A 19631-nucleotide genomic window follows, 5' to 3' on the forward strand; every position below is an offset into this window, starting at 1 on the left:
GGTAAATACCATGGAGGTTGAATGAAAGGTTTTAAACTAGGTTTATTGAGTGCGGCTCTTGTTATGGCGGGTGGTTCGGCGAACTTGTCGGCAGCGATGATCAAAACGCCTCTTTACATGAATTATGCCGATAGCGGTGTAAATGTTGAGCAGCGCTTAAAATTTGCAGGAAAAAGTAAATATAAAATTACTGTTCCGTTAGAGAAGGGGACTTATAAAGTTCAGATCTCTGACGAAGGCTTGCAGTGTGGCTTGCGTTTTGGTCCAGCAGAAGAAAGTAAACTTCGTTTTTCAAAACCTCACGACTTGAGTAATTGTGCTGAAGAACAGTATTACGAGTTGAAAATATTGTTTGCGGGTAACTACGAGTTAATTTTAGATAACTCAGACGCAGACAAACCGACCTTACAAGTTTCACGTAAAGCGCAAGCTTCAACCTTTAAACGTAAACCGCCAGCGGTTGATTGTATTGCATGGGATGGGCAGCCGGTAACGGTTGACGTAAGCTCCACCTTTAAAAATGGTCAAACCGTTAAAGACTTTTATTCTGGCCAAACCCAGAAAGTGGCTAATGGTAAAGTTACTATGCAGCCGGACCCTGCTAGCGGCGGAATCTTGTTGCTGGAAGCTGCAGATGCCAAAGCCAGTGAGTTTTCTTGGGATAACGCTAGCGTTTACTTCATCATGACTGACCGTTTTAACAATGGTGACACCAGTAATGATTATCCGCTGAATCGTAAAGCCGATGGTAAACAGGAAATAGGTACCTTCCAAGGTGGTGACTTTAGTGGTATTACCGCTAAATTGGATTACATCAAAGACTTAGGCATGAACGCCATTTGGGTTACGCCTATTGTTGAGCAAATTCATGGTTTCGTGGGCGGCGGCGATAAAGGCAGCTTCCCATTCTATGGTTACCATGGTTACTGGGCTTTAGATTTTACTAAAATCGATCCAAACCTAGGTAGTGAAGAAGACTTTGGTCGCTTTGTTGACGAAGCACATAAACGTGGCATTCGAGTGCTGGTTGACGTGGTAGTTAACCACGTGGGTTATCCAACCATGGATGACATGCAAACCTTCGGCATTAACGCAATGGCGCCTGGTGCTCCTGTTCCAGAAAAGTGGACCGATTGGCAGCCTGATTTTGATAAAGGACATAACTGGCACCGCTATAACAACTTTATTCGCTGGAGCTCTAGCGAGTGGGTAGATAACTGGTGGGGACCTGATTGGGTTCGCAGTGGCATGGCTGGTTACACCGCACCTGGTGGTGATGATATCACCATGAACCTAGCAGGTTTACCTGACTTATTGACTGAGAGCACTAAACACGTAGGTTTGCCGCCGATTCTTAAAAACAAAAAAGATACCAAAGCAGTAGAGAGGGAAGGCTACACTGTGCTGGATTACTTAGTTGAATGGCATACTAATTGGGTACGCGATTACGGTATTGATGGCTTTAGGGCCGATACTGTTAAGCACGTAGAGCCTGAAGTGTGGGCTAAGTTGAAAGATGCAGCTACTGACGCTTTAGCTGAATGGAAGAGTAAAAACCCAGAGAAAGCCATTGATGACAAACCATTTTGGATGGTGGGTGAAGTATGGCACCACGGCGCTTACCGCGACTTTTACTTCGACAACGGTATGGATAGCCTAATTAACTTTGAGTACGCTGGCGATAGTGCAGCACTTAAAGGATCGCAGTGTTTGGCTCAAAATGAAAAGATGTATGCCACCTATGCCAAAGATATAAACAGCGACCCAACGTTTAACTTGCTTACTTACATTAGTTCGCACGATACCAAGTTGTTCTACTCAAACTATGAAGACTTACCGCTGCAAGCGGGTGCCGGTACCGCATTACTTATGATGCCTGGTGGCGTGCAATTGTATTATGGTGATGAGAGCGGCAGACCGCGTGGGCCTCAATCGGATGCCTTTGACTCTCCAACTCGTTCGTTTATGAACTGGGAGCAAATTGTTAAAGAAGCAGATCGCCAAGCGCTAGTAAAACACTGGCAAACAGTGGGTCAGTTCCGCGACCGCCATGTTGCCATTGGTGCCGGTGAACATAACAAGATAAGCGATCAACCTTACGCCTTTAGTCGCACCAAAGGTGACGACAAAGTAGTAGTGGTATTTGCTGGCATCAAGCAATAACAAGAGGAAATAAGCGGTAGTAGCAAAGCGACAGTGTAAATCTATGCTGTCGCTTTTTTTATTTGCTTTAAACCTGGCTGCGCTTCATCTTTAGCGCGACTAAGCCCAATAGCACCCGCCAAATACTGCTTGGTTCAGGTACTTGGCTAGCCAGTAAATTTTCTCCGTTAACGATAATCTCCCTAAAGGCGAATGCCTCATTCCCACCATTTTGATTTACGTTAAAGTACAAGCTAAGTATTGAACCACTGCCAATTAGGCTCTGGCTAAGCTGCTGGAATTGGTTGTTTAGCACCTGACCGTTTATAGATAGTGGGTCGTTTAGTGCGTATTGGCTCCCGTTGGCCATGGTATAGCTCTGGTTGGCTTGTTCATCAACAGCGCTAGCAAACAGTATTTGAATGGGGGAAGCATCAATGGCATAGCTAAAGCTAAAGTGATCAGATGTTTCAAAATCACCCATAGCAGCCATGGAAATAGAAATTGAACTTAAGGAAAAACCACTAATATCAAACTGCCAAGTTGCTTGCGCGTCACCACTTGGGTTGTTTGGATTTAGCGTATCATTTACGCCAAAAAAGCTGTCTTGGTCAGTTTGAGAATTAACAATACCAAGGCTATCACTTGGGTTACTTAAGCTTGAATCGACCAAGCTATTTGGAATGCTGGCACTTGGAACTGCTTGATATTTATCGAAGCCGTCTTGGTCACTAACAAATTGTTGGCTAAATGGGTTTTGATAATCGACTACATTAAGGCTACTGCTGTTTAGCATGTCGTAGGCGATGATAGTTGCTTGAACAGGCGCGGTGAGTAACAACAAGCTTACAGAGAGTATATTTCTAGTGATTAGCATTAGGCATTCCTTTGTAAAGTGAGCATCCTGTAAATCAATAATTGCGCCAAGATGTAAAAGTTATAAAAATCAGTACTTAAGAAAGCATGGGCTGGTAAATCAAGGAATTATGTAAACATTAATGACACTTTTGTTACCAACTGCAGGGTGCTGAACTTATTATATTAATTAATGTTTTTGTAAATAAACTCCCTTGTAGCTTGAATGGATGGTTTTTCATTTTGATATTAGCCACTTACAAATACCCAGTTATTGCTGTAAAAAATCCTGACCAGCAGGCTATTTATTAAGTGGCGAAAAATTGAACTTTATCCCCTAAGACTTCGTTCTAATTAGCAGAGAACGGGGGGAATTGTTATGAAACAAGTAATCGTAGCTATGTTGTTATCCATTAGTGGCGTTGCTATGTCTTATCCTTTAGACAGCGACTATTGGGCACACCGAAGTGTGTTGTTTTTTGCACCACAACAAGACCACGCAGTTGAACAATTTTTGGCAGATGAAATGCGTTACCGTTGCCAGATCCAAGAACGAGATCTTGTTGTTGTAGTGATGACACCGCAACAAGCTTTAGGCAAAACTGGCCCAGTAGCAAGCCATGGGGTCTCTTATTTGCGCGATAAATATAAGGTAGAAGATAACAAGCACATAGCAGTGTTAATTGGTAAAGATGGCCACGAAAAACACCGCTGGGGCGCGACTACCAATTGGCAGGAAGTATTTGAAATTATTGATGCAATGCCGATGCGCAAACAAGAAATGCTAAATAATACTAGTGTGTGCTCTGCATAAAAAAGAACCAAGCAGAAAACCTGCTTGGCTTTAAAGAAGGAAAACTAAATATTTACGAAATGCTTAAAATTTGTATTTAACACCAACACGGGTTTTAAGTTGGCGTTGGTCAGTTGTAGAGCTAACGCTTGAGTTCCAAAACTCTACGTATGGGCGCCATTTTTCAATTTGGTAACCGATGAAGATACCTGCGTCCCAGTTGTCATCACCGTTGTTGAATTGTGGATCCTTTGCTTTACCGGCAATTGCGTCCCACTCATAGGTGTGACTCTTCCAGTAGTTTGCTTCATAGTCTAGCTTCAGATTTGGCATGCTTTTTACTTGATAGCCACCAGTTAGGGTAATTTTGGACTTGTACCAAGTTTCCCCATTTTCTCTACCATCTGCATATTGACGAATTTCGTAGCGGTAGCGTAGTGCAGTTTTTAGACCGAAATCTGAGGTATAACCTACACGAAACTGAGGTTTGTAGGTAATTCGCTCATCACCAAAAGTGATTGGCATACCAGGATGTACGTACCACTTCTTGTTAAGTTTATGTCTGTAGCCAATATCAAACTCAGAGTCACCACGTTGCATATTTTCCCAAAAGCCACCTTGGCTTCCGTCTTCGTTTTCACCACTGAAAAACTTCATTTCAACGCTGTAGTTTACTGTACCTTGATCGCTTACTTTGGTTGAATCACCAATTTTAATACGCTTGGCATGTTCCTTAGACTCGTGTTTGTATTCCGCACGGACGTCAATTTGACCCGCAGCTACAGGTGCTGCGATTAATAGTGCACCAATTGCAATTGAAAGGCTTTTCATTTTTGTCATGATAAATTCCATTTCCAGTTAAGGCCCTTTAACAGGCCTAGTTTTTATTTAGGGATTTAGGGTAGTTGTTATTGTTTTCGGTATAACAGTTCTATATCTCGTTCAGCCCAAATTTCGGCGAGATTCTTTTTAACAGTAAACTGAGAAAAATCACCCGATTCTGAGAGAGCCAATAAGGTTTGGTCACTCATGCCTAGGGCCGCTTTACGATAAATTGGCATCATGCGCATTACTCGCGGAGTTTTTTTATGCGGGTAAGGCCAGTCTTCTGCTTTGTCTTGATATTGAGCTAACAGCTCGATACCTTTTTTTAGTGAACCACCTTTAGGAGATTCATAGTTCCATAGGTCTATGCCAATTTTTTCGCCCACTTGAGCAACACCAGATAAAGCATCTAAATTAAAGTAGCTGTAATGGTAAGAGCGAGTGCGCGCTAATTCATGTGGCTGAGTGCCGTCGGCTCTAAACTGACTGTCTATGCGCATCTTGCCTTTCTCTACCGCGTTCATGGCAATTGATTCTTTGCCTAAAAAGTAGGAAATGCCTGCAACTTGCAAGTCATACCAAGAGCCATGGTTGTTTTCAGCATAGGCTTCGCCTTTAGGACCACCGCCTAATTCGCTGGTGAGCAGCCAATCTAAGTATTCGCCATACCATTGCTTAATGCCGTTTTCGTCTGCTTCTGTCCAAGCGGGAGATTGAGACACCATCGCAATTGCGTCTAACATTCGGTCTGCAAATGAACGTGAATCAATAATTCCTCCGCGTCGTCCTTCAGCTCTGCCCGGCACACCTTGGGCATAGTTCATGTTTGGGTTCATTCGTGTTTCAGGGTTTAAAAACCAAGTACGAATGTAATCTATAGCCGTTTCTGCATATTGCTCTTCTTGACTAAAATAGTAGGCTATAGCTAAGGCTCTTACAGAGCGGGTAAACTTACCTAAACGTTTAGAATCCGTTTCGCTAGTTTTTGATGCTGGATTTACCTTGCCATCAATACGATTCCAAGGAAGGCCATCAGCTTTGTTTTTGTCAGGCCACCAATAAGGACTAATGCTTAAATAGTCGTTTTTGTTACCGCTAGGAGGAGTCATCCCTTTATCGGTCACCGAAAATCGACCTGCTTTGGTGGCGTATTTTGCTTCTTCTAACAAACGCTCATAGCTTTGAGTCATCGTTGCTGGAGCATTATCGGAATGCAGCAATACTCTGTTGTTTTTTAATACTTCTTCTTTCACAAATACAAATTCGGCTGCAATAGCGCTTGAGCTGGTTGCGATACAAATTGCAAAAGCTAAAGGTTTATAACTTGTCATCATTAGTCCTTAGAGGTGACTTCGCTACTAGTATTAATGTAATACAAATATGCTATTGGGATTTTGGATTTGTATCTGTGAACCCGATCAGATTATTAAATATTTTTGTATGATTAAAAGAAAAAGGTTAAAAACTGTGGGCTAGATGAGGTTTAGCGTAAAGAAATGTGAGCTTAAACAGCTAATCAACCTTGTTTAAGGGAGAATTGAAACAACAAATTGGTGTTAAGCGCAAAGTAGAAGCTTAGCTGAAAAAACACTTTTTCGTAAGATTATAAGTTATTGAATAGTTTATTTATTGGATTGGAATAAGAGTAAAAGCTATTAAAGACATCGATATAAGTGACTGATTTTCGTAATGCTTATCAAGGCTAAATCTTGATAATGCTTAAAACTAAAAACGGTTTTGTATGGATTTATTAATAGCGTTGATTAGATAATGACAAACGATTTGTAAGCCTAAAAGTTGACTCTACATCTCTATTTTGTACTACATATCAAAGGGCTGTTGAAGCAACAACCCTAGCAATATGAAAGATTAGTTTTGATTTAGCGGCAACCAATCAACAGCAACACCTGCTTGGCTAAACATATCTTCACTAACTTTAATTTTGTCTCCCCAGCGCGATAAAAAGTCTTCAGATTGTTCTGGGCAATGCACGGTTGCAATGCCTGTTTGAATAATTTTTGCGGCGCAGTTAGGGCAGGGGAAGTGAGTAACCCAAATCTCGCAGCCAGACAAATCTCGTTTGGCAAAAAGAATTGCATTTTCTTCAGCATGCAAGGTTTTAAGCAGTTTCATTTCTCTGTTGTCTGTTTCCGCGCTGTCAGATATGCCGTGTGGGTAGCCATTAAAGCCTAAAGAAACAATGCGGTTACTCTCGGTGATGACGGCCCCCACTTGAGTAGAGGGGTCTTTACTCCAAGAAGCCACGAGTTCTGCCATTTGAAAAAAGCGCTTAGCCCATTTAGAAACCATTTGTTTTACTCCTTCGTTAACGCGGCTATTGTGCGGTTGAACGCCTTGGCTTGCAAGTATTGATAAACATTACAAAAAAACAGATCAAGCAATACAGCCAATCTTTACTCGCTAAATTTGTTAATGGCCTGTGGTTTGCCGTAGAGCCAGCCTTGGTGTAAATAAACACCTTTAGAAATAAGGTAATTTGCTTGTTGCTGATTCTCTACGCCTTCGGCCACTATTTGCAGATTTAGGTTTAAGGCTAAGTCGATTACGCCATCTAGTACTTTGGCTTGTGGAGAATTGGTATTAATGGCTACTACAAAACTGCGGTCTATTTTTAAGGCATCTAAGGGCAGTTGTTGTAAATATTGTAGGCCGGCATAACCAGTACCAAAATCGTCGATAGCCAATTTAACGCCTTGCTCTTTTAGGCTCTGTAATGATTGTTGTACCTGAGGAGAATCTATTTCTACTAGTTCGGTTTCGGTTACTTCTAAACACAAGTTAGGGAAATCGGCATGTGCGCTTAGCACCTGTTCAATAAAAGACGCGTCTTTTAAATGCTGCCCGGTGATGTTGATATTCACTTTTAGCTGAGGACATTTGGCTAACAACGAGTGAAGGTCATTCTTTAAGTTACTGATCACTTGTTCTGTAAGAGCTACTTGCAAACGATAGCGGTCAATATCGGGTAAAAAAGCATCTGGGTAACGCAGGCCATCTACCGGGTGCATCCAGCGAACAAGCGCTTCTACTGCGACTAGCTGGCTGTTTCTTGTGTCAAAAATAGCTTGGTAGTAGTTTATAAACTCGTGGTTTTTAAGTGCTAGCTTAAGCCGAGAGCGCTGACTAAGGCGCTGACTGCGATGTCGGTATACCAAGAACACGGTGCAGCATAGCAGTAGGGTATACATGCTTAACTGCACTAGGCTTAAACAATAGACACCTTTGTATAGTTCTGAAGTTGGGCGGCTGGCAACGAGGGCTAGCCCTGGCAGTGCAGGAAAAACTTCGCTAACAAAATATTTATTGCTATCATCATCAAATTGCGCAAAACCGCTGGTTTTACTTTGTTGTAATGGGAACAAAGGGCTATTTAAGTTTAGCGGCAAGCTGTAACTACCACTTACAAAAAGGGGAGTGCCATTTTGGCTGTCGCTTAAAGCGACGATGTCACTAGATTGGCTGGTATCTTCGATAAATGAACGGAATACCTCTAGCGGTATTGCTGCGTTAACTTCGCTGCCATCAGGGCGGGTTTTGGCAACAACCATGGCTGGTTCTTTGGTGTACTCTAGAACGAGAGGCCCAAAGTAGCGCAACACTTTAGAATTAATTGGCTTAAGTACGTCGATGGGAGGATCTAGCTTCCCCCAGCTGGAGCACAGCAATTTGCCGTGTTGGCTTACCAAGCCCATTTCTGCAATGTAAGAGATCTTAAAGTGAACTTTGCGCAAGGCGATTAAAGTATCTTCTTGGCACTGTTCGCTTACATGAGAGAGTTGCTCAAACTGCTGGTCAATGGCCTTTAGGTTATGACTAATGTTGTTGAAGGTTATTTGATAGTCGTGATTAAAAGCTTCTCGCCTTTGTTGTTTGCTGGTTTCAACAATCCAAAAATAACTAATGATGATGGGAAACAGGCTGCAAAGTAGCGCAAATAACGCAGGCTTAAGCTGTAGCTGTTTAATCCGACAAAACATCAATAAAGTACCTTGGCCTGCAACAGAAATTAAGCGCTTAGCTATTGTGCTGCTTAGTTCAAAAATAATTTCGAGTGGCAAATTTACTTCATTTTTATGAAAGAAATGTTACAGCTGTTGGTAAGAAGGGATTGATAGTAGAAAAGGCAAATAAAAGGCTACAAAAGAAGGACTTGTAGCCTTGTAACTTAGTTACTTCATGCTTGCGATGAATTTGTCAGATTCGGCTATCGCTTTGCTCATTTGTTTAATTACGTCGGCAACTTCTTGCTCTAATCGAGAAAACTCTTTGCCAACCGCGCCAATGGCTCGAGCATTTAGATTATGTTTTAAGTAAAGCTGATTATCGTTTAAACGACTAAGAACGGGATCCATTTGCGCTTCAGCTTTGCGCATGGCTTTGAGCATGGCGGCGTAACGTTTACGCGTATCTGAAAGCTGCTGCTTACTTTCTGCCTTTAAGCTGGCTGACTGGTATTGCTCTAACTCATCTTGCCATTCGTCAAAAAGTGCTTCTGCAACACTGTCTACTTCATCTATCCGTTCACTTACGGTTTCGGCTGCTGCTTTAGAGTCTTTATATTGGGCATTAACTTCATCGTAAACATCTTCTAAATCGCCGCCATCAAAATTAGTTAAGGTTTTTAGTTGTTCAAGAGCCGAGGTGAATTGTTGCTGTGCATCTTGTTGGCTTTCTTGTGCATCTTCTACTCGGTCAACCAATATCTCTCGTTTGTGGTAGCCCACCTTTTCCATTGCGGAGTAATAGGTGGATTCACAAGCAACAAGGCCGGTAAGTAATAATAATATGCTAAAAATTCTCATTAGTTACTCCCTGGTGTAAATCTCGCTGCGTCAATAATTGCCCAAATATGAACGATCACCGCAATCACAATGGGCACAATTAACCACCAAAGCGCGTAGCCTGCAGCGGTGATTACAAAAAACATTAAAGCCGACAGAATTCTGCCTTGAACTAATTGGCCTAAACCGGGGATAAAAAAGCTACAAATAGCGGCAAGCACGTTGCCAGTAGAACCTTGATCAGACACTGTTCTTCCTTGAATTAACTCGAAACAATAATTGTATGTTGCCAGAGTCTAAGGCGCTATGCGAGTTTCGCTGACGAATTCATTTCTTTGACAGCTTGCTTGGTGCCAAATGCGTATATTCGTTGCCTTAAAAGCATGGCTTGGCGATAATGCTGGCACTGCAATTAGTAAAGCACTTGTGCTTGTTTCTGGTTTAACTTACGGATATTGAATGAAATTTCTCCACACTTCTGACTGGCACCTTGGACGCCAGTTACACAATCAGTCTTTATTAGAAGATCAAGAGTATGTGTTAGAGCAAATTATTCAAATTGCCCAACAGCAACAAGTGGATGTGTTAATCGTAGCTGGTGATGTATTTGATCGCTCTGTGCCACCCAGCAATGCTGTTAAGCTACTTGATGACACCCTAGATAGACTCGTTAATCAGCTAAACATTCCTGTGATACTGATTGCCGGAAACCACGATGGCGCACAGCGCTTAGCTTTTGCATCGAGACAAATGCGTGAAAGTGGCCTTTATATTAGTGGTACTTTAGGTCAACAAATTCCGGCCATTAAGCTTGCCGCCAAAGATGGTGAATCAGTGGTGTTTTATCCGCTCCCTTATGCTGAACCAGCGACCGTGCGCGAAGTATTTGAGTGCCAAGCAACTAGCCATCAAGAAGCAATGCAAGTGCTGGTTGAACAAGTTAAACAACATGATAGTGAAGGCTTAAAAAAGGTGGTGATTGCTCACTGCTTTTTAGATGGCGGTGATGAGTCAGAATCAGAGCGGCCACTTAGCATTGGTGGGGCAGATAAGATTTCGCCAAAGCTATTTAGCGACTTTGATTATGTTGCCCTAGGCCATTTACATGGGCCCCAATACAAGGGCTCACAGCAGATCCGTTACTCCGGTTCTCCATTAAAATATTCCTTTAGCGAGCAGCATCAGGCTAAGTCTGTGACTTTGGTTGAGCTCACTGAAGGCGACAGCAATATAGAACTGATTGCTCTAAACGCTAAGCGAGACGTACGCATTATAGAAGGTTATCTCGACGAGTTATTAGCTAGCGGAAGCGCCGATAGTCACCGAGATGATTACCTAATGGTGCGTTTGTTAGATAAGTCGGCCATTTTAGATGCCATGGGTAAGTTACGCGAGGTATACCCAAATGTGCTGCACCTTGAGCGAACCGGTTTGATGGCAAATACAGACAAGCTTGAGCTTAATCGAGAGCACATAAAAAAAGGTGAATACGACATGTTCACCGACTTTTTTGCCCAAGTATCTGGCGACGAGCTAAGCGCTGAGCAGCAAGCCTTGTTAAAGCAAACTATCGACCAACTGCACCGCGGAGACCAATAATGCGCCCAATTTCTTTATGCATGAGCGCCTTTGGCCCCTTTGCAGGAACAGAGTTGATAGATTTTCGTCAACTCGGTCAAAACCCGCTGTTTTTGCTCAATGGCCCTACGGGCGCAGGTAAAACCACCATTTTAGATGCAATGTGTTTCGCCTTGTATGGAAAGAGCACAGGTGACGAGCGCGAAGCTTCACACATGCGTTGCGATTTGGCCGATGAAGCCCTACTAACTGAAGTGATTTTTGAATTTGAACTAGGGGCGAAACGCTACAAAATTCGTCGCGTGCCCGAACAAGAACGCTTAAAAAAATCTGGTGATGGTTATACCCAACAAAAGCCCGAAGCACAGTTAAGTTTAGTTAATGATGACGGCAGTGAAGAGCTGTTGGTGCCCGCCAAAGTGTCTGAAGCCAATAGTCAGATAGAAGCGCTTACCGGCTTAGATGCCGACCAGTTTCGGCAAGTGATGGTCTTGCCACAGGGCAAGTTTCGTCAGCTATTAATGGCTGATTCGAAAGAGCGGGAGAAAATATTTTCGCAATTGTTTCAAACGCATATATACAGAAAAATCGAAGATAGCCTTAATAGCCAAGCGGCAAGCATTCGCGCAAAAGCCTTAAAGCAAAAGGACATTCGAGAAGGTATTTTGCAAAGTGCAGACCTAAATGAGCAGAGCGATTTAAGCGAAGAGTTAGCCCAGTTAAACTCGCAAGTTGAGCGAGCCTTGGAACTAAAACAGCAAACTGAGGCTCAGTACTCAGCAGCAAATAAAGACTACGAAGCGGCCAAACTACTCGACGAAGACTTTAATCTACAGGCTACTCTCAAAACATCTTTAAGTGCTTTGAATAAACAAAAAGCCAATATTAGCGAAAAGCAAACTCGCTTAGACCAAGCCAAAGCCGCTCAGGCTATTGAGGCCTTTGATACGGCAAAAGTGCAGCGTTTTAACGAGGCTAAACAAGCCAGTTTGGCACAAAGCCAGGGTGAAGCGGCATTAAGCTTGGCTCAACAAAACTTGCAGCAAGCTCTGCAGCAAGTGGAGCAAATGCCAGAGAAAGAAGCGCAATTAGCGCAAGCTCAAGAAAGCTTACTTTCGCTACAAAACTTTAAGCCACTGATTCAAGAGCTAGAAAAGCTTAAGCAGCAGCAAACTGCCGCTCAAGCAAAACTAGATAGCCAAGCGGAACAAGGCAAGGGGTTAAAGCAGCAGCTGGTAGATTTAATTAGCAGTAAAGCTGCTTTGAGCGAGCAACTTACTAGCAGTCGCCAATTGGCCGAAACCCAAGCGGAAAAACAGCGGCTGTTAGGTTTAACTCAACAGTATGTTGAGCAGGCTGATTCTTTGGCTAAACTCAATCAACAGCTAAGTGAGAATAAACGGGAAGTTGAACAATCTGCTGAGCAAGGTAAGCAGCTTAAAGCTCATTACGAGCAAGCTCAGCAGCAGGCGAATCAGGTTCAACTAACTTGGCACCAAGGCCAAGCAGCTATCATGGCGCAACGACTTAAGGCTGGTGATGCTTGTCCAGTATGTGGCAGTACTGCGCATCCACAACTTGCGGCGAGTCAGCAAGCGTTGCCCAGCGAAAATGATGTAGAGCAGGCACGTAACAAAGAGCAAATCGCGCGCGATAAACTAGAAGAAGCGCGTCAGCACTACAAAACCTTAAAAACCAAGCAGAGCGAATGGCTAAATCAACAACAGAACCTTAGCCAGCAACTGGGAGATAAAGCGGCAACCTCCTTGCAACAGTTTCGCGCAGAACTGGATGCTGCACAGCAAGCTTTGGCCGCCACTCAACAGGCTCAGTTACATGCTAAACAACAGCAACAACAACTTGAGCAAACAGAGCAAACAGAGAAGCAGCTGCAAGCTCAGGTAGAGCAAGCGCGAGACTTATATCAGCAAACCAAAAGCCAGTTAGATGTGTTGCAGGGGCAGCGTGAAAGTGCTGAGCAAAATCTACCCGAGAAGTTTCAGCAGCCGTCAATTCTTGATGAAGCAATAAACTTACAACACCAGCAAATTGAGCAACTTAAGACATCTATTGCAGCGATAAACGAGCAACACAATGTCGCTCGTGAAGACTTAAGTGCTAAGCAATCGGCAGCTACAACAGCAAAACAGGCGCTGCAGCTCGCTCAGCAAGCTTTAAGTGAAGCGCAAGCTACGTTTTCTGAACAATTAGCAAAATCCAGTTTTGCCAATGAAAGTGCCTTTAACATGGCTTTGATTAGTGATGATGAAATGGCAGCACTTGCAAAGGAGCTAGAAGAATATCATAGCGACTTAACAACAGTGTCTGCGCAATTAGAGCAATTAAAGGCCAAACTAAAGGGTAAAAAGCAGCAAAATCTTGAAGACTTAGCACAAGCGCTTAACAAGCTGCTAGAACAAAAAGATTTAGCAGATGCTGAGTGGAACAAGCTCAATAATCGTCACTTAAGTTTGTTAGAGATTCAAAACAAGCTAAATCAAGCCGATAAGAATGCCCAATCTCTGGCTGACCAATACCAAGTAGTAGGCACTTTAGCCGATGTGGCTAACGGTCAAACCGGTAACAAAGTGAGTTTGCAGCGCTTTGTATTGAGTGTTTTGCTAGATGACGTATTGCTGCAGGCTAGCCAGCGTCTAAGCGTTATGAGTAAAGGGCGTTACCAGCTTATTCGCAAAGAGCAGCGGGCGAAAGGCAACAAAGCCTCTGGCTTAGAGCTAGAAGTGGAAGATAGCTACACTTCTAAAGTACGCTCCGTCGCAACCCTAAGCGGTGGCGAGAGCTTTATGGCGGCGCTAGCCATGGCGTTAGGGCTGTCTGATGTGGTACAAGCCTATGCGGGTGGCATAAAGCTAGATACTCTGTTTATTGATGAAGGTTTCGGTAGCTTGGATCAAGAGTCATTAGATTTGGCGATTCGAACTTTGGTGGATTTGCAAAGTGCAGGCCGGATGGTGGGGGTGATTTCCCATGTGTCCGAAATGAAGGAACAAATTACCAGCCGTATAGATGTGCTTAAGCATTCATCTGGCAGCACTACTCAGTTACACCTCCCTTAAACAAAAAAGCCAGGCAATGCCTGGCTTTTCGCTCAACTACATACAAACTTAGAAGTTGTAACGTAGTGAGTAGATGAAGGCGTTTTGGTTGCCTACAGTACCAAGCTTATTGTAAGCGTAACGGTATTGGATACCGGTAGTTACGTGCTCGGTGGCATCCCACCAAAATGCTAATGCACCATTCATTGATACATCATCAGTTTCGCCAGAAACGTCGGTGTAATCTGACTTACGTGCAAATTCAGATTCGTGCCAGTTAGAGATCCAGAATTTTTGGTCCCAAGCGGTAAAGTTGTAAACCGCGGTCCAACCGAACATACCACCGTTAAAACCAGTGAAACCGTCGTTCCAAGAAGGGTTTGTGATAGTCATGTGAGCACCAACCCAAGGAGTAACAAACCAACCGTCACCTTGGAAGCGGTATTGACCACCTAGTACAGTGTTGTTGGCAGCAAAACCTTTTGAGTCAGTTGCGTAGTGTTGGCCGTATAAACGGAAATCAGTATCAGCGATTTTGTAAGCAATAGTTCCTTTATATGCTGTACGTAGTTCATCGCTACCATCTTGAACGTTTTCTAGATCGAAGAAGCCGTATACTTCACCCCAATCAAAACCTGCGCCACCTTCTAATTCAAGGTAAGCAAAATCTTCTTGGAAACCAGTACGGTCTTGAGTGTTTTTAGACCAATCTAAGTAGTTTACGCTGATGTTACCAAAACCGTAAAGATACTCGGCGCTGGCAGGAGCGCTGGCTAAAAGAGCGGCAGCTGAAAGTAGTGCAATTTTTTTCATAGGGTAGTTCCTTGTTCACGTTTAAGTGAATTACCGTGTGTGTTTTGTTTTGAGTTCGGCAGAAAGTTTATAGTGGAAGGGAACTAAAGTTCTGATTTGGATCACAAAAAACCGCTCACTTATTGGTCAATTAAATCTTATTAACCAAATATGTTTATGGTATTTGGCTTTTCACAAAAAAATAATAAAAATATATAAGTTACAAATATCTAAAATTCAGGCTCTTAGGCTAATTGTTGAGCACTAAGTTAAATTTGTGAGGATATTTTGAGTTTAATCTTCTGGTTTTGCTTGTTCTGCAAGTTTTTTTTGGCAGTCTTGGCTCACTATTTCTAGTGCTTTAAGCGCGAGCTCTGGCTCAATGTGGTTTTCTTCAAGTAATTGAATTAAATCTACAGCCAACTGAATGTGTTTTGGAGCGGAGTTAAGAGACATAGAGATCCGGGAGAGCTAAAGCTATGGGAAAATGACCTGAGTTAACACAACTCAGGCCAGTATTCGTTAGGATTTTATTGTTGTTGGATTACCCAAATTTGAAACTGCTTGCGAGTAGCTGCATCAGCACGCTGATACCAAAATTGCAGCATTTGTAATTCGGTGTTATCACCTGCAGGAACTGCTACATCGTTACTCGCTGCAGTTGCGTTATTGTTTGAGGCTGCTACTGCTGTAGCTGCAACAGCGGTTGTTGCTACTGCGGCAGTGGCATTGCTGTTGCTATTTGTTGAGCTTGCCGCTGGAGTGTCTGTTTTAGCTACCACGGCAGTGGTTGTGGCGGCAGCTGCTGCCGGAGCCGCTGTACCTTGTTTAGCCTCAATGGCTGCAATCTCTTCTAAATAATCACGAGAAAACTGCATACCAGGTTTTAAAGGCAGAAGGTAATAACTAGAGTCTACAGAGCCACCGTTTTCATCTTTTAAACTAAAGCTTGGCTTATCAGCAAATTTTTTGGCTTTGCTAATACTGCGGGGTTGTTGAGCTTTTAAAACGATGTCTTGGCCATCTTTAACGTTTAAGTTGATAACGATGGGCGTTGACTTAATAATTTCTGAATTGCTGTTAGAGCCTACGTTGTCTGCGTAGCGAACCACAACTTGATGAGGACCAGCATTTAAGTCGGCGCTAGTTTTGCTAAGGCTAAGTACACCAGTAGACTGTTTATCTACATACATAATCTCAAAGTGACTAGGTGTAGAAAAGCTCGCGGCAAAGGCGTTGAAGCTTGCAATACAAGCAAATGTTAAGCTTACAGTCTTCCCAAAGAATCGCATGAATTACTCCTTAAAGCGTGATTCTAACTGATTTATTTTCTGTTCCAGTTTCCAAGTGGTTTTTTGACACTCACCTAAACGACTTTTTAAGCTGAGGATCTCCGCGCTTAGTCTAGCAGTATCTGTCTTGATATTACTACGATTAAGTACTTGGTTTTTTTCTGCAATTTTTTGTTCTAATTGCGCTTCAAATTGCTTTTGTTGATTGAGCTTTTCGCGCAGTTGATTTTGATCGCCAGAGTTCATTACTTTATTTAAGCGATTTTGCCAACTCTGGATCCGCTGCTGCTGGGGAATGGAGCGTTGTTTTTGTTTGCGAGTTATCTGGTTAATTTTACCTTGCAGCATGGCAAATTTACCTACAAATCGGTCGCAGTATAGTTTGAGCAAATCTATGTCTTTGGTTTTTTCACCTAAGCGACTTATTTGAAGGAGGTCTTGTTCAAGCTCGCTAACATAGTCACTAAACAGGTCACTACGACAGCTAAATCGCTCATCAAGTACTGCGGTTTTTGCGTACGCGCTGCGTTCACCTTGCAAATCTCGGTGTTCGGCTTGCTCCTTTAGTTGGCGAAGCTTTTGCGCCAACTTTTCAAGTTCTAACTCAACCATGCTTGCCAAGCCAGTTTACCGGCAATAACCATTACCACAGTAATAAACACCGGACGAATAAATTTAGCACCAAAGTGAATGGCAGAATGCGCGCCAACAACTGCACCAAGCATAATACTTACGCCCATGGTTAAACCAATTGCCCAATTTACATGGCCTAAGTATACAAAGGTAATAAAGGAAACAAAGTTACTGGTGAAGTTCATTGCTTTTGCTAGGCCAGAGGACAATAAAATGTTCATCTTATATAAGGCCATGGACGATACCGTCCAGAAAGCTCCGGTACCTGGACCGGCAACACCATCGTAAAAGCCTAAGCTTAAACCTTGCCCAAGCATTTGTTTGGTTAGTTTTTTGTCTGCTTTGGGAAGCACTGCTTGGCCGTCGGCTTGTTTACGATTTAGGATGGTATAAACCGCGGTGGCCATAATCACTAGCGGTAATAGCTTTTCTAACCACTCGGTACTAATAAAATCTACGATAAAGGTGCCGGCAAAAGCGCCAATTGCGGTAGCAACAAAGCTCCAAAGCCAAAACACCGGGTTAAATAGTTGTTTGCGATAAAATGTCCATGCAGCGGTGCTTGAACCAAAACTCGCAGCAAGCTTGTTGGTACCTAACGCAATGTGAGGAGGTAAGCCAATGCTTAGTAAGGCGGGAATAGTTAATAGGCCTCCTCCTCCTGCAATAGCATCAATAAAACCGGCTGTAAGGCCTATGCCTACGATAAGGATTAAAACAGAAGGGTCGAGTCCCAGTTCTAACATCAATGGTCACTTCTTTTATAAGGTGGTAATGCAGCTAATAGTTGCTTGCCGTATCGACGAGTAGTGAGTCGACTATCGAGCAGCACGATTCTACCTGAATCACTTTCTTTTCTCATTAGTCTTCCGCAGCTCTGTACTAGTTTTCTGCTGGCGCTAGGTAAAGTTAGCAACATGAACGGATTTTGGTTGCGACTTTCAAGCAGTTCGGCATGGCTAGCCATTACTGGCTCTGTAGGAACAGCAAAGGGTAGGCGAGCAATGATAAGGTCGGTTAACAGATCACCGGGCAAATCGATACCTTCGCTAAAGCCGATAGTTGCTAGAATAGTGCTGGTTTGATTTTGTTGGCGGCTTTGTCGGTGTTTTGCCAGTATTTGCTGATTGGTTAATTGACCTTGAATCCAAAGGTTATCAAGCTTCTGCTTTTCTAATTGCTCTGCGACTTTATCCACTAAACGATAAGAGTTACAAAGTACCAATATGCCGCCTTGATTGTGCTGAGCTTCGATGATCTTTTGGGCAACATTATTGGCAAATTCTGGATGGTCAGGCTCAGCGATATTATTCGGAACCTCTAAAATAACCTGTTGGTAGTTAAAAGGAGAAGGCAGCTTTATGAGCTGTTCACTGGCTAACTTAGGTAAGCCAATTTGGTTTACATAATAGGAGAAGTTACCTAGAGCACTAAGTGTTGCTGATACGGCTATGACCGAAAAAGCATCTTGCCACAGCAGCTGTTGCAGTAAACCACCAATTTCTATTGGTGAACTACAAAGCTGTATTTCTTTATCTTTACGAGTAAACCAAAAGGCATAGTTTTTTTGGTTGTTTTCGTTCGCATAACTAAACAACACCTCCAACCAAGACTCAGCTAAACTTTGCATGATGCTTAATCTACTCAGTAAGGCTTCAGCCTGGGCAGACTTCATTTGATTGTTGGCAACGTTCTCTTGGATAACCCCTGCGTAATGTTGCAAACTATTGCTGAGCTTATTGGCTTCTTTATGGTAGTTACTGGCTAGGTTAATAACTGCCGAGGGAGTTTTTCCTAGTGCGAAGCGCCAATGCTGACTGTTATCAAAAGATTCTTTATTCGCATTTGCAACATCCTTGAGTTTGTTAAAGCAGCGATTTAGTTCTGCGCAAGCTTCCTTTAACTTTAAGCTGCTTCCTGCAATGGCATTTGGGTTTAGTATGTTCGCTAATTCTTTGTCGAACAGCTTTAGGTTCTCTAGCTCCTTTAGTGCGTGATTTAGCATTAGTTGCTTAGCGCTAGATTCTCTTGCTATCTCTGGAAACTGATGAGCTTCGTCTAATATATAGATGCAATCTTCTGCTGCTGGCAGAATATGGCCACTGCCTGCATGAAGGTCGGCGAGCAACAAACTGTGGTTTGCCACAATAACATCAGCTTTTTTTAAACCTTTGCGTGCTTTGTGAAAAGGACAACTTCTATGCCTAGCCGATTGAACCGAGCAACTTAGCGTATCAACCACAACATGTTGCCAAATTTGCCAAGGTACTTGCCCCGGCCAGCTATCTCTGTCGCCATCCCATTTACCTTGCTGCAAAGCAATCGCCATTCTTTTGGTGAGATCTAGTTGTTTAGGGGTGAGGCCTAAATCGGTGCTTGTAGCTGCTACAAGTTTATGGGCGCAACAATAACGCTGCCTTCCTTTCGCTAAGGCAAACTCGAACTCGCCGTGCGCTGCTTTATGTATAGTGGGTAAATCGCTTTCTATAAGTTGTTGCTGTAGGGCAACGGTTGCAGTGGAAACGACAACTTTTTTATTAAGGGCTTTGGCTAATGGAATAGAGGCCAGTAAATAAGCTAGTGATTTACCTGTTCCCGTGCCAGCTTCTGCTAAAAGTACCCGTTGTTTACGATTAATGTCCCCAGCAATTGTTTTGGCTATCTGTGCAATAAGAGAACTTTGTGCAGCCCTCTTAATAAATGTTGGGTTTTGCTCCTGAAGAGTATTATACCAATGGCGAATTCGTTGTTTGTTTTTTTCTGTTAACATGAATTCCTCAATGTTGTTAACAACTTATAAGTAAGCGCTTATTCCATGCCTAGATATTATAGATGACTAGAGCGACATAAAATACTGTAAAAA

At 42.9% G+C, this 19631-nt stretch carries 17 protein-coding genes; 4 read left to right on the forward strand and 13 right to left on the reverse strand.

Going from position 1 to position 19631, the window contains the following annotated elements; genetic code table 11:
- Positions 1-21 precede the first annotated feature (21 nt).
- Positions 22-2163 carry an alpha-amylase gene (locus tag LQZ07_RS11375; RefSeq protein WP_152782399.1) on the forward strand — a complete coding sequence of 714 codons (2142 nt, stop codon included), beginning with the start codon at positions 22-24 and terminating at the stop codon, positions 2161-2163.
- A gap of 67 nt (positions 2164-2230) precedes the next feature.
- Here the strand turns inward: LQZ07_RS11375 and LQZ07_RS11380 are convergent, their stop codons facing one another.
- A complete protein-coding gene (locus tag LQZ07_RS11380) occupies positions 2231-3019 on the reverse strand; it encodes a hypothetical protein (RefSeq protein WP_152782400.1) in 789 nt (262 codons plus the stop codon).
- 357 nt (positions 3020-3376) lie between these two features.
- Here LQZ07_RS11380 and LQZ07_RS11385 point away from each other — a divergent pair, with 357 nt between their 5' ends.
- Positions 3377-3811 carry a DUF4174 domain-containing protein gene (locus LQZ07_RS11385; protein WP_152782402.1) on the forward strand — a complete coding sequence of 145 codons (435 nt, stop codon included), beginning with the start codon at positions 3377-3379 and terminating at the stop codon, positions 3809-3811.
- A 63-nt stretch (positions 3812-3874) separates the two neighbouring features.
- On the opposite strand, the gene LQZ07_RS11390 is transcribed toward LQZ07_RS11385, so the two are convergent.
- The 6 genes from LQZ07_RS11390 to LQZ07_RS11415 all read right to left on the reverse strand — a co-directional run bounded on the left by LQZ07_RS11390 (position 3875) and on the right by LQZ07_RS11415 (position 9665).
- Positions 3875-4630 carry an oligogalacturonate-specific porin KdgM family protein gene (locus LQZ07_RS11390; RefSeq protein WP_152782404.1) on the reverse strand — a complete coding sequence of 252 codons (756 nt, stop codon included), beginning with the start codon at positions 4628-4630 and terminating at the stop codon, positions 3875-3877.
- A gap of 68 nt (positions 4631-4698) precedes the next feature.
- Entirely contained in the window at positions 4699-5946 is a 1248-nt protein-coding gene (locus tag LQZ07_RS11395) for an alginate lyase family protein (RefSeq protein WP_152782406.1), read from the reverse strand.
- 538 nt (positions 5947-6484) lie between these two features.
- Entirely contained in the window at positions 6485-6925 is a 441-nt protein-coding gene (locus LQZ07_RS11400; protein ID WP_016404080.1) for a dCMP deaminase family protein, read from the reverse strand.
- A 104-nt stretch (positions 6926-7029) separates the two neighbouring features.
- Positions 7030-8694, reverse strand: coding sequence for an EAL domain-containing protein (locus LQZ07_RS11405; protein WP_152782408.1), 1665 nt, complete (start codon positions 8692-8694; stop codon positions 7030-7032).
- A 111-nt stretch (positions 8695-8805) separates the two neighbouring features.
- Complete coding sequence (locus LQZ07_RS11410) at positions 8806-9438, reverse strand: DUF2959 domain-containing protein (protein WP_152782410.1); 633 nt, start codon at positions 9436-9438, stop codon at positions 8806-8808.
- A complete protein-coding gene (locus LQZ07_RS11415) occupies positions 9438-9665 on the reverse strand; it encodes a hypothetical protein (protein WP_220718200.1) in 228 nt (75 codons plus the stop codon). Before LQZ07_RS11415 ends, LQZ07_RS11410 begins: the two co-directional genes overlap by 1 nt.
- 211 nt (positions 9666-9876) lie before the next feature.
- On the opposite strand from LQZ07_RS11415, the gene LQZ07_RS11420 reads away from it, so the two are divergent.
- Together LQZ07_RS11420 and LQZ07_RS11425 are read left to right on the forward strand one after the other, a co-directional pair.
- The gene (locus LQZ07_RS11420; RefSeq protein WP_152782414.1) at positions 9877-11016 is read left to right on the forward strand and encodes an exonuclease SbcCD subunit D; all 1140 of its coding nucleotides are present in this window, start codon (positions 9877-9879) and stop codon (positions 11014-11016) included.
- Entirely contained in the window at positions 11016-14072 is a 3057-nt protein-coding gene (locus LQZ07_RS11425) for an AAA family ATPase (protein ID WP_152782416.1), read from the forward strand. Before LQZ07_RS11420 ends, LQZ07_RS11425 begins: the two co-directional genes overlap by 1 nt.
- 48 nt (positions 14073-14120) lie before the next feature.
- Here LQZ07_RS11425 and LQZ07_RS11430 read toward each other — a convergent pair whose 3' ends face one another.
- The 6 genes from LQZ07_RS11430 to dinG all read right to left on the reverse strand — a co-directional run bounded on the left by LQZ07_RS11430 (position 14121) and on the right by dinG (position 19538).
- A complete protein-coding gene (locus LQZ07_RS11430; protein ID WP_016401154.1) occupies positions 14121-14864 on the reverse strand; it encodes an outer membrane protein OmpK in 744 nt (247 codons plus the stop codon).
- A 273-nt stretch (positions 14865-15137) separates the two neighbouring features.
- A complete protein-coding gene (rsmS, locus tag LQZ07_RS11435) occupies positions 15138-15299 on the reverse strand; it encodes a pleiotropic regulatory protein RsmS (RefSeq protein ID WP_016401153.1) in 162 nt (53 codons plus the stop codon).
- 74 nt (positions 15300-15373) lie between these two features.
- The gene (locus tag LQZ07_RS11440; RefSeq protein ID WP_152782418.1) at positions 15374-16135 is read right to left on the reverse strand and encodes a DUF2057 domain-containing protein; all 762 of its coding nucleotides are present in this window, start codon (positions 16133-16135) and stop codon (positions 15374-15376) included.
- 3 nt (positions 16136-16138) lie between these two features.
- The gene (gene priC / locus LQZ07_RS11445) at positions 16139-16747 is read right to left on the reverse strand and encodes a primosomal replication protein PriC (protein ID WP_152782420.1); all 609 of its coding nucleotides are present in this window, start codon (positions 16745-16747) and stop codon (positions 16139-16141) included.
- Positions 16735-17514: a TSUP family transporter gene (locus LQZ07_RS11450; protein ID WP_016401150.1), complete on the reverse strand. Its 780-nt coding sequence runs from the start codon at positions 17512-17514 to the stop codon at positions 16735-16737. Before LQZ07_RS11450 ends, priC begins: the two co-directional genes overlap by 13 nt.
- On the reverse strand, positions 17514-19538 hold the full coding sequence (gene dinG / locus LQZ07_RS11455; protein ID WP_152782422.1) for an ATP-dependent DNA helicase DinG: 2025 nt from the start codon (positions 19536-19538) through the stop codon (positions 17514-17516). Before dinG ends, LQZ07_RS11450 begins: the two co-directional genes overlap by 1 nt.
- Between the last annotated feature and the right edge of the window lie 93 nt (positions 19539-19631).

It is taken from the genome of Agarivorans sp. B2Z047 (assembly GCF_023373605.1).
Classification (GTDB): domain Bacteria; phylum Pseudomonadota; class Gammaproteobacteria; order Enterobacterales; family Celerinatantimonadaceae; genus Agarivorans; species Agarivorans albus.